General features: G+C 71.4%; 11 protein-coding genes. 7 read left to right on the top strand and 4 right to left on the bottom strand.

The window, feature by feature from the left end; all coding sequences use genetic code 11:
* Positions 1-29: 29 nt before the first annotated feature.
* Both JOF41_RS37390 and JOF41_RS26870 read right to left on the bottom strand, forming a co-directional pair.
* A complete protein-coding gene (locus tag JOF41_RS37390) occupies positions 30-1619 on the bottom strand; it encodes a hypothetical protein (protein ID WP_244989704.1) in 1590 nt (529 codons plus the stop codon).
* Positions 1620-1674: 55 nt separating this feature from the next.
* Positions 1675-2169 (bottom strand): YbaB/EbfC family nucleoid-associated protein, encoded by a 495-nt coding sequence (locus tag JOF41_RS26870; RefSeq protein WP_189225724.1) that lies wholly within the window; start codon positions 2167-2169, stop codon positions 1675-1677.
* Positions 2170-2613: 444 nt separating this feature from the next.
* Between JOF41_RS26870 and JOF41_RS26865 the strand changes: the two genes are divergently transcribed.
* The 6 genes from JOF41_RS26865 to JOF41_RS26840 all read left to right on the top strand — a co-directional run bounded on the left by JOF41_RS26865 (position 2614) and on the right by JOF41_RS26840 (position 9451).
* Positions 2614-3759, top strand: a complete 1146-nt coding sequence (locus tag JOF41_RS26865; protein WP_189225751.1) for a BMP family lipoprotein — start codon at positions 2614-2616, stop codon at positions 3757-3759.
* 93 nt (positions 3760-3852) lie between these two features.
* Positions 3853-5412 (top strand): ABC transporter ATP-binding protein, encoded by a 1560-nt coding sequence (locus tag JOF41_RS26860; protein WP_209622916.1) that lies wholly within the window; start codon positions 3853-3855, stop codon positions 5410-5412.
* A complete protein-coding gene (locus tag JOF41_RS26855) occupies positions 5412-6476 on the top strand; it encodes an ABC transporter permease (RefSeq protein ID WP_189225722.1) in 1065 nt (354 codons plus the stop codon). The genes JOF41_RS26860 and JOF41_RS26855 overlap by 1 nt, the downstream gene beginning before the upstream one ends.
* Positions 6473-7738: an ABC transporter permease gene (locus JOF41_RS26850; RefSeq protein WP_372448497.1), complete on the top strand. Its 1266-nt coding sequence runs from the start codon at positions 6473-6475 to the stop codon at positions 7736-7738. Before JOF41_RS26855 ends, JOF41_RS26850 begins: the two co-directional genes overlap by 4 nt.
* Positions 7731-8156: a cytidine deaminase gene (locus tag JOF41_RS26845; protein ID WP_307867544.1), complete on the top strand. Its 426-nt coding sequence runs from the start codon at positions 7731-7733 to the stop codon at positions 8154-8156. Before JOF41_RS26850 ends, JOF41_RS26845 begins: the two co-directional genes overlap by 8 nt.
* Positions 8157-8176: 20 nt before the next feature.
* Positions 8177-9451 (top strand): thymidine phosphorylase, encoded by a 1275-nt coding sequence (locus JOF41_RS26840; protein WP_189225749.1) that lies wholly within the window; start codon positions 8177-8179, stop codon positions 9449-9451.
* A 450-nt stretch (positions 9452-9901) separates the two neighbouring features.
* Here the strand turns inward: JOF41_RS26840 and JOF41_RS26835 are convergent, their stop codons facing one another.
* Positions 9902-11101 carry a hypothetical protein gene (locus JOF41_RS26835; RefSeq protein WP_209624478.1) on the bottom strand — a complete coding sequence of 400 codons (1200 nt, stop codon included), beginning with the start codon at positions 11099-11101 and terminating at the stop codon, positions 9902-9904.
* Positions 11102-11411: 310 nt separating this feature from the next.
* On the opposite strand from JOF41_RS26835, the gene JOF41_RS26830 reads away from it, so the two are divergent.
* Positions 11412-12476 carry an adenosine deaminase gene (locus JOF41_RS26830; RefSeq protein ID WP_189225719.1) on the top strand — a complete coding sequence of 355 codons (1065 nt, stop codon included), beginning with the start codon at positions 11412-11414 and terminating at the stop codon, positions 12474-12476.
* A gap of 55 nt (positions 12477-12531) precedes the next feature.
* Here the strand turns inward: JOF41_RS26830 and JOF41_RS26825 are convergent, their stop codons facing one another.
* Positions 12532-13746, bottom strand: a complete 1215-nt coding sequence (locus JOF41_RS26825; protein WP_189225718.1) for a SatS C-terminal domain-containing protein — start codon at positions 13744-13746, stop codon at positions 12532-12534.
* Between the last annotated feature and the right edge of the window lie 43 nt (positions 13747-13789).

The raw sequence follows: 13789 nt of genomic DNA, 5'->3' as shown, positions 1-13789 counted from the left end.
TGAACTAGGTCGAACCGGATTGCCGCCTGCTAGTTGGCGGTCGGGGCGTCCGGGGCCTTCAGCGTGTGCTGGGCGGTAGCCCTGACAGGTGCTTCGGCCCTGCTGAAGGCGATGGGTGCCTCTTGAGCCTCGCCGGTCCTGAAGGTGGACGTGAGCGGTGCTTCGGCCCTGCTGAAGGCGATGGGTGCTTCCTGAGCTTCGCCGGTCCTGAAGGTGGACGTGAGCGGTGCTTCGGCCCTGCTGAAGGCGATGGGTGCTTCCTGAGCTTCGCCGGTCCTGAAGGTGGACGTGAGCGGTGCTTCGGCCCTGCTGAAAGCGGTGGGGGCCTCGTGTGCGGTGTGCATGGCGGCGGACGAGACGCTCGTCGTGCCCGAGGCCCGGACCGCATGTTCCGCAGTGGGGGCGATCGGGGCGTCCATTCGCTCGACGACGTGCTGGGGGGTTGCGATCGCCGTAGGGGCGTCCATCTGCCTGACGGTGTGGTCGGCGGTGGGCGCGGTCAGCGTTTCCATCTGCCTGACGGTGTGGTCGGCGGTGGGCGCGGTCAGCGTTTCCATCTGCCTGACGGCGTGGTCGGCGGTGGGTTCGGCCAGTTTTGCCATCTGCCTGACGGCGTGGTCGGCGGTGGGCGCGTCCGGTGCCTGTGAGGTGACGAAGCCGGTGGGCGCGTCCATTCGCTTGAGGGTGTGCTCGGCGGTCGCCGTCGCCGTCGGGGCGTCCGGGGCCCGGACCGTGTTGTCCGCGGTCGCCGTCGCAGTCGGGGCGTTCTGGCCGTTCTGGGCCAGCGCCTTGTCGATCTTGCGGTCGACGCCTTCCTGCGCCTTCCACGCCTCGTAGCCGACCTCGGCCACGTCGGCGATGTTCTCGAACCGCTGCCAGCCCTTGCCGACGCTGTCGGTGATGTCGTCGAGGTTCTTGATCCGGCTCATCTGGCGGCCCAGCGCCGCGATCAGCCGGGCGATCCGGGAGCCGATGTTGACGCCCAGCGCCACGGCCTTGCCCACGGCGTAGCCGATGAAGCCCGCGATGGAGGCGCCGAAGGTGAAGAACGCCGCCGCGGCGGCGGCGATCGCGCCCGCCAGCAGCGAACCCAGGAACTGGGCGATCATGTCGCGGACGATGTCGCGCAGCACCTGGACCAGCATGCCGCAGATCGCGACGATCTTGGCCTTCTGCTCCACCGCGTTGGCCAGGGAGTCCAGCTCCTTGCCCATGGCTTCCATGTTCTTCTGGAACGCCTCGGAGGACTGCCCGGTCCAGCCCTCGGGCTGGGTCAGCCCGTTGCGGTGGTCCTCGGCCAGCACGCGCAGCTCGGCCGCCTGCGTCTTGGTCGCCTCGACGTTGGCGTTGATCTCGTCGGGGTCGCCCATCAGCTGGTCGAGCGGCTCCTTGAGGAAGCTCACGTGCTCGATCAGCCAGCCGATGCCCGCGCCCAGCAGCGTGCCGAACGGGTCCACCGCCAGCATGGCCATCGACGAGGCCGTGCCGATCGCGGCGAAGGTGATGTCGAGCACCTTCTCGGTCTCGGTCTCGGCGTCCTTGCCGATGGTCGTGATCATCTCGTCCCACGCCGAGATGAACAGCGAGCCCTTGAACTTGTTCTCCTCGGTGATCTCCATGCCAGGAGGGGAGGCGATGGGTGTTTCGGGGGCGGTCATGCTCGGGCCTTCCTGGTCACCACGGCTGGTTGTCGTCGTCCTCGTCGTCGGCCGGGCGCGACGGGCGCGCCGGGCGCGACGGGGCTTGCTGGACCGGCTGCGGCCGCGCCGGGGCGCGCTCCGGCTCCGGCTCCGCGTAGTCGCGCTCGTCGTCGTCGTCCTCGTCCTCGGTCCCGTCCGACGGGATGGAGTCCATGACGAACTGCATGGCCTCGGTGCCCTCGCCCAGGGGTTCGAAGGCCGCCACGACCTTGCTCGCGGCCTGCTTCTGCGCGGCGCGGGCGGTCTCCATGATCACCGCGGTCAGCCGGGAGGGCCCCAGGTCGCACGCCCGGTGGCCGAGTTCGATGTTCTGCAGGCCGCCGTTGGGGCCGACCGTGACCGTGACCGAGCCGTCGCGGCTGGAGACCGTGGCGCTGGCCGCCGCGTAGTTCTCCTGGAGGTCCGCCGACTTCTGCTGCAGATCGGCCAGCTTGGCCTCGAAGTTGTCGAGCCACTGCTGGGGGTCCAAGGTCAACCTCCTGGGGTGGATACCGGTGCACCCTTCAGTGCACCGGTATCCGCCAACGTGGCCCCAACGCGCCACCAACGGAGCAGTGGGTGCGGCCGACCAGGGCAGGAAGTGGTCGTGATGTGCGCCACGGGGGGAGAGCCGACCTGGAAACGGGGAGGTCGGGACCCCGCCGTTGGTCCCGACCTCCGCTGGGGACTACGGGTGAACACGCCACCCGGTTCACCGCTTGACAGCGCGTGACCGATCACTACGCGGTGATTCCGCCGGGTCACCATAAGTGGCGGAGTCGCCTGATGGCACCAACGATTAGGTCACGTGCGAGCCGGCACGTGCGCGAGCGTCGTTACCACGGGGTACGGTTCGCGACTCGGAGGCCCGACACCGCCGTCGGGATGTGTCTGCTCACCAGAGCAGGGAGGGAGACGAGCTGTGCGTCGTCGAATGCGCGGCGTCGCGGTGGCCGCGATCGCGCTGACCAGCGTTATGTCGATGGCCGCGTGCGCCAAGGACAACGGCGGCAACTCCGCCGGGTCCGGTTCGACCGGCACCGAGGGCGGCTGCAAGCTCAGCGAGAAGCCCCCGGCGGCGGCCGCTGCCAACACCACCAGCAGCGCCGCGGGCCAGAAGGTCGACGGCAGCTCGCTGAAGGTGGGTCTGGCCTACGACATCGGCGGTCGCGGTGACGCCTCGTTCAACGACTCCGCCGCCGCGGGCCTGGACAAGGCCAAGGCCGAGCTGGGCATCAAGCCGGAGAACATCCGGGAGCTGACCGCCGCCCCGAACGAGGCCGAGGACGCCAAGCTCACCCGCCTGCGCCAGCTCGCGAGCGAGGGCTTCAGCCCCATCATCACGGTGGGCTTCGCCTACGCCGAGTCGCTGAAGACGGTGGCCCCGGAGTTCCCGAACGTGAAGTTCGCCATCGTGGACGGCACGGTGGAGGGCGCGACCAACGTCACCCCGCTGGTGTTCGCCGAGGAGCAGGGCTCCTTCCTGGCTGGCGTCATCGCCGCCTACCAGTCCAAGAACTGCCACATCGGCTTCGTCGGCGGCGTGGAGACCCCGCTGATCGGCAAGTTCGAGGCGGGCTACGAGCAGGGCGCGAAGGCCGCCGCCCCGGACATCAAGATCGAGGAGAAGTACCTCACCCCGGCCGGTGACTTCTCCGGCTTCCAGGACCCGACCAAGGGCCAGGTCGCCGCGCAGGGCCAGATCGAGTCCGGCGCGGACGTGCTCTACCACGCGGCGGGCGCGTCCGGGAAGGGCGTGTTCTCCGCGGCCAAGGCGGCCAACGCCAAGGCCATCGGCGTCGACTCCGACCAGTACAACCAGGCCACCGTCGCCGAGTCCAAGGACGTGATCGTCTCGTCCATGCTCAAGCGGGTGGACGTGGCGGTGTACGACTACGTCGAGGCGGTCGCCAAGAACGACCTCTCCAGCCTGCCCAAGGTGTTCGACCTGAAGGTCGACGGCGTCGGCTACGCCACCTCCGGCGGCAAGATCGACGAGGAGCTCAAGGCGGTCCTCGAGGGGTACAAGGCCCAGATCATCGAGGGCAAGATCACCGTGTCGGACAAGCCGAGCAGCTGATCAGCCACCACCGCACCGGGCCCTGCGAGCACCACTCGCGGGGCCTGGTGCGTGGTTAGCCCCGGCGAAGGCCGGGAACCAGGAGTCCTTCCCATGAGCACTACGACCCCTGCCGTCGTCCTCTCCGGCATCACCAAGCGCTTCCCCGGCGTGGTGGCCAACAGCGACGTGCACCTGACCGTGAGAGCGGGCGAGGTGCACGCCCTGTGCGGTGAGAACGGGGCGGGCAAGTCCACCCTGATGAAGATCCTCTACGGGATGCAGCACCCCGACGAGGGCACCATCGAGGTCAACGGCAGGCAGGTCAGGTTCCGCACCCCGGCCGACGCCATCAAGGCGGGCATCGGGATGGTGCACCAGCACTTCATGCTGGCCGACAACCTGACCGTGCAGGAGAACGTCGTGCTGGGCGCGGAGTCGCTGCACGGCATCGGGGGCAAGGCCCGCAAGCGCATCCAGGAGTTGGCGAAGGCCACCGGGCTGACCGTCGACCCCGGCGTGCTGGTGGAGCGCCTCGGCGTGGCCGACCGGCAGCGCGTGGAGATCCTCAAGGTGCTCTACCGGGGCGCCAAGGTGATCATCCTGGACGAGCCGACGGCCGTGCTGGTGCCGCAGGAGGTGGACGAGCTGTTCGCCACCCTGCGCTCGATGCAGCAGCAGGGCTTCACCTTCCTGTTCATCTCGCACAAGCTGGACGAGGTGCGCGCGATCGCCGACTCCGTCACGGTGATCCGCCGCGGCACCACCGTCGGCACCGCCGACCCGAAGGCGGTCAGCTCCCGCCAGCTCGCCGAGATGATGGTCGGCAGCGAGCTGCCCAGCCCGGAGACCCGCGAGTCCACGGTCACCGACCGGGTGGTGCTGCGGGTGGAGAACCTGGGCCTGGTCGCCGAGGAGGGCACCCGCCCGGTGCTCGACCGCATCGACCTGGTGGTGCGCGCGGGCGAGGTGGTCGGCATCGCGGGTGTCGAGGGCAACGGCCAGACCGAGCTGGTCGAGACGATCATGGGCATCCGCAAGGCCCACCACGGCCGGGTGCTGCTGGGCGACCGCGACCTGACCAAGCTGGGCACGCTGGCCCGGCGCGAGGCGGGCATCGGCTACGTGCCCGAGGACCGGCACCGGCAGGGCCTGCTGCTGGAGCAGCCGCTGTGGGCCAACCGCGTCCTGGGCCACCAGACCCGCGAGCCCGTCTCGCGCGGCCAGTGGCTGGACCTGGACGGAGCCAAGCGGGACACCCGGCGCATCGTCGAGGAGTTCGACGTGCGCACGCCGGGCATCGACGTGGCGGCGGCCGCGCTGTCCGGCGGCAACCAGCAGAAGTTGGTGGTGGGCCGGGAGCTGTCCGGCGCGCCCTCGCTGCTGATCGCCTCGCACCCCACGCGCGGTGTCGACGTGGGCGCGCAGGCGCTGATCTGGGACGCGATCAAGCGGGCCCGCGCGGCGGGGCTGGCGGTGCTGCTGATCTCCGCGGACCTGGACGAGCTGATCGGCCTGTCCGACACCATCAAGGTCATGCTGCGCGGCAGGCTGGTCGCCGACGCCGACCCCGGCACGGTCACCCCGGAGGACCTGGGCAGCGCGATGACCGGCGCGGGCGCCACGAGCGACGCGGTCCATGAAGCGGCGCAGGAAGTGGAAGGCGAGCGGTAATGGGAATCTTGCGCGGCAAGTTGCTGCCGCCCGCACTGGCGATCCTGTTCTCCGCGCTGCTGTGCGGGATCGCGCTGGTGGTCTCCGGCGCCAACCCGGCGCGGGCGTTCGGGGCGATGGTGTCGCAGGTCGGCCAGGGCACGACGCTGGTCGACATCATCAACAGCACCGGCACGTACTACATCGCGGCGCTGGCGGTGGCGATCGGGTTCCAGATGAACCTGTTCAACATCGGCGTCGAGGGCCAGTACCGGGTGGCCGCGGTGGTCGCCGCGGTGTTCGGCGGCTCGGTCGTGCTGCCGCCCGGCCTGCACGCGCTGGCCATCATCGTGGTCGCCGCGCTGGTCGGCGCGGCGTGGGCGGCGATCCCGGCGATCCTGAAGGTGACCCGCGGCGTCAACGAGGTCATCTCCACGATCATGATGAACGGCCTGGCGCTGGGCCTGGCCGCGTACCTGATCGGCGACGACGTCTTCGGCGAGCTGCGCGGCAACAACATCCGCACCCCGGAGATCGCCGAGAGCGGCTGGGTGCCCGGCATCTCGCTGGGCAGCTCGGGCACCATCTTCGGCCTGGTCTTCCTGGCCGCGCTGCTGGGCATCGGCTACTGGGTGATGATGAACCGCACCCGGTTCGGCTTCGAGCTGCGCGCCTCCGGCGAGTCCGCCACGGCCGCCGCGGCGGGCGGCGTCAACGCCAAGAAGATGGTGCTGATCGCGATGCTGCTGTCCGGGGCCATCGCCGGGCTGGTGTCGATGCCCGAGATCCTGGGCCGCGACCACACCTACAACCTGAACTTCCCGGCGGGCATCGGCTTCTCCGGCATCGCCATCGCGCTGCTGGGGCGCAACCACCCCGGCGGCATCGCCTTCGGCGCGCTGCTGTGGGCGTTCCTGGACAAGTCGGGGCTCGCGCTGGACAACGTGGGCGTGCCGAGGGAGATCGTGACGATCATGCAGGGCTCGATCGTGCTGTCGGTCGTCGTGGCCTACGAGGTGGTCCGCCGGGTCGAGCTGACCGCGCAGCAGCGCCGGGTCGGTCGTGAGCTGGAGGCCGCGTCGTGAGTACGTCGTTGATGAACCCCTCCGAGGCGCCCACCACGGTCCCGCCGCCGCGCAAGGCGCGCAGGCTGCCCGGCTGGGCGGTGGGCATGCTCGGCGTCGCGGGCGCGATCGTGCTGATGTCGACCACGTCCTACCTGACCGACGTGCCGCAGCTGACCTCGACCGGCACCATCCAGACCGCCGTGCGGCTGGCGCTGCCGATCCTGCTGGCGGGCCTGGGCGGGCTGTGGGCGGAGCGCGCGGGCGTGGTGAACATCGGCCTCGAAGGCATGATGATCATGGGCACCTGGGGCGCCGCGTGGGCGGGCTACCAGTGGGGCCCGTGGACGGCGCTGATCGCCGCCGCCGTGTTCGGCGCGCTGGGCGGCCTGCTGCACGCCATCGCCACGGTCACCTTCGGCGTCAACCACATCGTCTCCGGCGTGGCGATCAACCTGCTCGGCGCGGGCCTGACCAAGTACCTGTCGACGCTGCTGTTCTTCCCGGTCTCGCACAACCCGCGCGAGTCGCCCGCGGTGCCCAAGTTCGACACCTACTCGGCGGCGGGCCTGTCGGACTGGCTGGGCGAGCTGGAGGCCGAGCAGCGGGTGGGCCTGTCCGACGTGGCGGGCATCCTGCGCGGCCTGCTCACCGGCGTCTCGCCGCTGACCATGCTGGCCGTGGCCCTGGTCGTGGGCAGCTACCTGGTGCTCTGGCGCACCCGGTTCGGCCTGCGGCTGCGCTCCTGCGGCGAGAACCCGGTGGCCGCCGAGTCGCTGGGCGTGAACGTCTACCTGTACAAGTACGCTGCGGTCATCGCCTCCGGCGCGCTGGCGGGCATCGGCGGCGCGGCACTGGTGCTCAACCCCGGCCAGCCCGGCTACCTGGAGGGCCAGACCAACGGCCGCGGCTACATCGGCCTGGCCGCGATGATCTTCGGCAACTGGCGGCCGGGCGGCCTGCTGGGCGGCGCGGCGCTGTTCGGCTACGCCGACGGGCTGCAGCTGCGCAGCGGCGGGCAGACCTTCCTGGCCCTGGTCTACGGCGCGGTGCTGCTGCTGGGCGCGATCGTGGTGTGGCAGCTGGTGCGCAGGCGCTGGTTCGCCGCCGCGGGCGGCATCGTCGCGGCGGTGCTGCTGTACGCGATCTACTACAGCCTGGACGAGGTGCCCGGCGAGCTGACCACCTACGCGCCGCACCTGGTGACGCTGGTGGTGCTGGCGGTGGCGTCGCAGCGGCTGCGGATGCCCGCCGCCGACGGGGTGGTGTACCGCCGTGGTTGACGTCGTGGCGGATGGCGCGGTCGACGGCGCGCCCGAGGTCGACTGGGAGCTGCTGCGGGGCAAGGCCGTCGAGGCGGCCCAGTCGGCCTACTGCCCCTACTCGGGGTTGCAGGTCGGGTCGGCCGCGCTGTGCGACGACGGCCGGATCGTGGTCGGCTGCAACGTCGAGAACGCCGCGTACGGCGTCGGCCTGTGCGCGGAGTGCACCATGGCCGGGCAGCTGCGGCTGACCGGCGGCGGGCGGTTCGTGGCCGTGGCCTGCCGGAGTGGTCTCGGTGAGCTGCTGATGCCGTGCGGCCGGTGCAGGCAGATCCTGTACGAGCTGGGCGGCGCGTCGTGCCTGGTGGACACCCCGTCCGGGGTGCTGCCGATGAGCCGCGTGCTGCCCGATGCGTTCGGACCGGAGGACCTGCCGTGACCCACCCCGTGACTCACCCCGTGATTCACACCGCCGTGGACGTCATCAGGGCCAAGCGGGACGGCCTGCGGCTGACCGACGACCAGATCGACTGGGTCGTCGACGGCTACACCCGCGGCGTGGTGGCCGACGAGCAGATGTCCGCGCTGGCCATGGCCATCTACCTCAACGGCATGGACGCGGCGGAGACCGCGCGGTGGACGCGGGCGATGGTGCTGTCCGGGACCAGGCTGTCGCTAGAGGTCGGGCGGCCCACCGTGGACAAGCACTCCACCGGCGGCGTGGGCGACAAGATCACCCTGCCGCTGGCCCCGCTGGTGGCCGCCTGCGGCGCGGCGGTGCCGCAGCTGTCCGGGCGCGGCCTCGGGCACACCGGCGGGACGCTGGACAAGCTGGAGGCCATCCCCGGCTGGCGGGCCCAGCTGTCCGAGGACGAGGTGGTCGCCCAGCTGCGCTCGGTCGGCGCGGTGATCTGCGCGGCCACCACCGGTCTGGCCCCGGCCGACCGCAAGCTCTACGCGCTGCGCGACGTGACCGGCACGGTGGAGTCCATCCCGCTGATCGCCGGCTCGATCATGTCCAAGAAGATCGCCGAGGGCGCGCAGGCGCTGGTGCTGGACGTGAAGGTCGGGTCGGGGGCGTTCATGAAGTCCCTGGACCAGGCGCGGGCGCTGGCGCACGCGCTGGTGGACATCGGCGTGGACCACGGGCTGCGGGTCTCGGCGCTGCTGACGGACATGTCCGTGCCGCTGGGGCGGGCGGTCGGCAACGCGGTCGAGGTCGCCGAGTCGGTCGAGGTGCTGCGCGGCGGCGGCCCCGAGGACGTGGTGGAGCTGACCCTGGCGCTGGCGCGGGAGATGCTGGCCCGCGCGGGCGTCGACGCCGACCCGGCGGCCGTGCTGGCCTCCGGCGAGGCGTACGAGACGTGGGCGCGGATGATCCGCGCGCAGGGCGGCGACCCGGACGCGCCACTGCCCGTCGGGGCGCACAAGCACGTGGTCGAGGTGCCCGAGGACGGCGTGCTGACCACGCTGGACGCCTACGCGGTGGGTGTGGCGGCGTGGCGGCTGGGAGCCGGTCGGGCGCGCAAGGAGGACCCGGTGCAGGCCGGGGCCGGGGTGATCTGCCTGGCCAAGCCGGGGGACGTGGTGGTGGCGGGCCAGCCGTTGCTGGAGCTGCGCACCGACACGCCCGAGGCGGTGCCCGCGGCACTGGAGGCGCTGCGGGGCGGCATCGTCATCGGCGACACCCCCGTCCCCGCCACCCCTCTCATCCGCGAGACCCTCCGCGGCTGACCCACCCCCGCGAGTCGAACGCTCAGGTACCGCGAGTCGAACGCTCAGGACCCCTGAGTTCGTCGTTCGGGTTGGGTTGTCCAGCAAAGCGGCACTCGCCGCGCGGCAGGTCGCCAAGGATGGCGCTCGCGGGGGCCCCGCTGCGCGCGCCCGTCCTGGTGCGTGGGCAAGTACTACCGGAGGCCGTCGTGAGGGCCGGTAACTACCACCCGAGGGGCGTGGAAGCGCGGGTCGGGCGCGAAAGTGCGAGTCGGGGTGCGTGAACGCTCGGTTCGGGGTGTCCGGGCGCGCGACTCGCGAGGGCGACACGCCCATGATCGGGTGACGCCGGGGGCGGGCGTGGTGGTCCTGAGCGTTGAATTCGGGGGTTCTGGAGGTTCGACTCGCGGGGGTGGGAAGGGCGAAGGCCCGGCCGCGTGAGCGGGCCGGGCCTTCGGGAGGTGCGGGGGATCAGGCGCCTTCGGCGGCGAGGTCGTCGTCGTGGTTCTCGCCGGGCTTGGGGCCGTTCTTGCGGGTGCGGCGCTGCGGGCGGGGCAGGGCGGTGGGCGGGGGCGGCGGGGTCGCCGAGCCGCCGCCGAGGATCAGCTCGGCGAACGTGGCCATCGCCTCGTCCAGCTGACCGCCGATGCGCAGCTCCGACTCCTGGTTGCTCTTGCGCACCAGCGACGCCAGCGAGTCGGCGTCCGGCCTGCTCGACAGCGTGCCCTCGACCTTGGCGATGCCCTGCTCCACCACGCCGGACAGCTCGCCCAGCCGGGCGGCGAAGTCGTCCTCCACGGCGTCGAGCCGGGTGGTCATGGTGTCCAGGCGCGAGGTGACCTGCTCCAGGCGCTGCGCCAGCGCCTCCAGCCGGTCGGTGGCGTCGACCCGGTCGCGGGTCTCGTCCAGCGCCGCGTGCAGGGCCTCGCGGGCCTCGTCGAGCTTGCCGGTGACGGCGCCGCGGGTGTCGTTGAGGGCCGCGTGGAACCCGTCGCGGGTGTCGTTGAGCGCCGTGTGGAAGCCGTCGCGGGTGGCGTTGAGGTTGTCGCGGGTCTCGTCGAGCCTGCCGTGCAGGGCGCTGGTCGAGTCGCCGAGCGAGCGCTGCAGCGCCTCGCGGGTGCCGTCGAGGTGCTCGTGCACGCCCTCGTCGACCTCGTCCAAGCGGCTGCGCAGGGCGGCCTCCAGCGCCTCGATGCGCTCGCGCAGCGGGGCGGTCACCGCGCCGGGGATCTGGTCGGTCTTGCCGTCCTGCTTGTCCAGGTGCAGTTCGAGGTCGTCGAGCCGCTTGTGGATGTGGGAGAGCTTGTCCTCCAGGCCGTCCATCCGGCCCGCCACGCCCTCGAACCGGCCCGCCACGCCGTCGAGCCTGCCGTCGAGCTGGGCGAACGGCTTGGCCAGCTTGTCGACCAGGCCGTCGACCGCGCGGCCGATGCCCTGCACGGCGTTGTCCTGCGCCTCCAGCCGCGACAGCGCCTCGTCCAGGCGCTCGGCCAGCACGCTGACCTCGGTGCGGTCGGGCAGCTCGGACAGGCGCTTGCGAACGGAACCCAGCGACTCGAGCGGGGACATCCGCGCGTGGATCTCGTCCAGTGCGTCGAAGATCTGCTGCTGTTCGCTCTCACGGATCTCCGCGGCGCGCGTGAGCATGTTGCGCATCCGATCGAAGGACATCGTGGAGTTGTTGTTCTCGTTCACGGCTCGGGTGCCTTCGTCCAGGGGAGGGGGAGACCTCCGGGAGCCTAACCGCGCCGGGTGGTGGGCCAGTACCACCCCCTGACGCGGACCGCCTGTTCCGGCGTCATTGCCGCTTCGTGGAGTGACAACGAGTGACCATACCCGGAGGTGACGGCCCGGCTACCTGTGAGTGCTCCGCGTGAGCATCCGCCGAGAGGGTGACCGGCGGCGGGGGGCGATAGCGGAAAGTTCTGCATCACGAGTGCACAACGGCCTCCGGGCCGGTGATCGGTATACGGTGTCGACCATGCCGACCCCGCTTTCCCAGGAGGCCATCCGCACAGCGCCGAAGGTGCTGCTGCACGACCACCTCGACGGTGGCCTCCGCCCCCAGACGGTGATCGAACTCGCCGAGGCCTGCGGCCACCAGGGCCTGCCCACCACCGACCCGGTGAAGCTGGGCGCCTGGTTCCGCGACAACGCCAACTCCGGTTCGCTGGTGCGCTACCTGGAGGGCTTCGCGCACACCTGCGGCGTCATGCAGGACGAGGCCGCGCTGGTCCGGGTCGCCTCCGAGGCCGCGCAGGACCTCGCCGCCGACGGCGTGGTCTACGCGGAGGTGCGCTACGCCCCCGAGCTGTTCACCGAGCGGGGGCTGAGCCTGGAGCAGGCGGTCGAGGCCGTGCAGGAGGGCTTCCGCCAGGGCGAGGCCGCCTCCGGCGGGCGGATCAGGGTGCGGGCGCTGCTGTGCGCGATGCGCCAGAACGACGACTGGCAGCGGATCGCCGACCTGGTGGTGCGCTACCGCGACGCCGGGGTGGTCGGCTTCGACATCGCGGGCCCCGAGGCCGGGTTCCCCGCGACCAGGGAGCTGTCCGCGTTCGAGTACCTGCGCCAGCAGAACGCGCACTTCACCATCCACGCGGGCGAGGCGGCGGGGCCGGAGTCGATCTGGCAGGCCGTGCAGTTCTGCGGGGCCGAGCGGCTGGGCCACGGGGTGCGGATCGTGGAGGACATCCAGGACGGCGAGGTGGGCCACCTCGCCGCGTACGTGCGGGACCGCCGCATCGCGCTGGAGACCTGCCCGACCTCCAACGTGCACACCGGCGCGGTCGCGTCGCTGGCCGAGCACCCGATCGCGCTGCTGGACCGGCTGGGCTTCCGGGTCACCGTGAACACCGACAACCGGCTGATGAGCGACGTGACGGTGAGCGGCGAGTTCGCCGCCGTCGTGGAGCAGTTCGGGTTCGGCTGGGACGACCTGCGCCGCTTCACCACCAACGCGGCGAAGGCGGCGTTCCTGCCGCTGGACGAGCGCCGCGCGCTGATCCGGGACGTCATCGAGCCCGGCTACGCGGCACTGCGGGACTGACGAGAGAACGAGGGGGGCGTTCCCGACACCGGGAACGCCCCCCTCGTTTTTCGCGTCAGTGGACGCGGAGCCGGTCCTCGAAGTTGGCGACCAGCGTGCGCCACGCGGCGACCTCGGCGTCGTACGGGGCGCTGGGCGCGAGCCGCGTGGGGTCCGGCTTGAGCACGTAGGACACCAGCCAGCCCAGGCTCTCGGACTGGTTGAGCGCCAGCTTCACGCTGTCGTCGCCCGCCCACTCGGCGGCGTCCTCCAGCAGCTCCACCACCAGGTCCAGCTGGGTGGGGTCGACCGCGTCCGGGCCGTCGGCGATGTCCTCGTCCAGGCCGGTGAACACGTAGACGTTGTCCGGGTCGACCTCGACCTCCAGGTCGCCGCCGGTGGCCTTGACCACCAGCTCCTGCCAGGTGGAGACCTCGGTCAGGTCGTTGTCGTCGGCCTCGACGATGAACCGGGACAGCGCGCGCGGCGAGCCGAACACGTCGATCCTGCCCTTGCGGCCCAGGAACAGCGGCTGGTCGTCGAGGTAGCAGCGCAGCGTGTAGTACTCGCCCGCGCTGGTGAGGATCTTGATCGGGTCGATGCCGACCTCGCCCCAGAAGCCGGGGACCGCGTCGTCGGCGTCGTCCTCGTCGTCCGAGTCGTCCTCGTCGGCGACGGCCGCCGTGGCCTCCTCCAGCGCGGCCAGCTCCTCCTGGGCGGTGGCCAGCGTCGCCGCGTCCACCTCGGGCGTGGTCACGACCTCGTCGATCGCGTCCAGCACCTCGTCCCACTTCTCCGAGACGACCTCGCCCAGCTGCGCCCACAGCGCCTTGCCCTCGCGGCCGGTGAACGGCAGCGTGCCCTGCGGCAGCAGCGCGAAGCCCTCCGCCGAGTCCAGCACCTCGTGCACCTTCTCCAGGTCGCACACGTCGGCCAGGGAGCGCACGATCGACACCACGTCGGCCAGCTCGCCGATGACCCAGGTGTCGGGCTCCTCGGCGACCAGCTCCGGCACGCCGACCAGGTCGAACTGGTGGTTGTCGTCCGGCGACAGCTCGGCCACCGACAGCGCGGGCACCACGTGCCACGCCGGGTGGTCGGTCAGGTCGTGCTCCTCGGCCCCGCGCACGAACGCCGCGAGGTGCGCGGCGTCGGGGAAGGCGTAGAGGTCCTCTTCGTGGCCGAGGAACGCCTCCCACTCCTCGCCCTCCTCCCGCCAGCGGGGAGCCCACAGGGTGACGACATCACCCTGGGTGAGTCCCAGCTCGATCGGGACGATGTCCTGCGCCATCAGACCTCCCGGTCTCCCCATGCCCCTTTGCGATGCGGAACTA

Source organism: Saccharothrix coeruleofusca, from assembly GCF_017876325.1.
GTDB classification, from domain to species: Bacteria; Actinomycetota; Actinomycetes; order Mycobacteriales; family Pseudonocardiaceae; genus Actinosynnema; species Actinosynnema coeruleofuscum.
Note: the sequence above shows the minus strand (reverse complement) of the source record. Positions and strands in the feature narration are given on the sequence as shown.

Bases quoted from the DNA above. Each gene is read 5' to 3' on its own strand.
- JOF41_RS37390 (WP_244989704.1), bottom strand. From the start codon at position 1,619: ATGGAGATCACCGAGGAGAACAAGTTCAAGGGCTCGCTGTTCATCTCG.
- JOF41_RS26865 (WP_189225751.1), top strand. From the start codon at position 2,614: ATGCGCGGCGTCGCGGTGGCCGCGATCGCGCTGACCAGCGTTATGTCG.
- JOF41_RS26860 (WP_209622916.1), top strand. From the start codon at position 3,853: ATGAGCACTACGACCCCTGCCGTCGTCCTCTCCGGCATCACCAAGCGC.
- JOF41_RS26855 (WP_189225722.1), top strand. From the start codon at position 5,412: ATGGGAATCTTGCGCGGCAAGTTGCTGCCGCCCGCACTGGCGATCCTG.
- JOF41_RS26835 (WP_209624478.1), bottom strand. From the start codon at position 11,101: ATGTCCTTCGATCGGATGCGCAACATGCTCACGCGCGCCGCGGAGATC.
- JOF41_RS26830 (WP_189225719.1), top strand. From the start codon at position 11,412: ATGCCGACCCCGCTTTCCCAGGAGGCCATCCGCACAGCGCCGAAGGTG.
- JOF41_RS26825 (WP_189225718.1), bottom strand. From the start codon at position 13,746: ATGGCGCAGGACATCGTCCCGATCGAGCTGGGACTCACCCAGGGTGAT.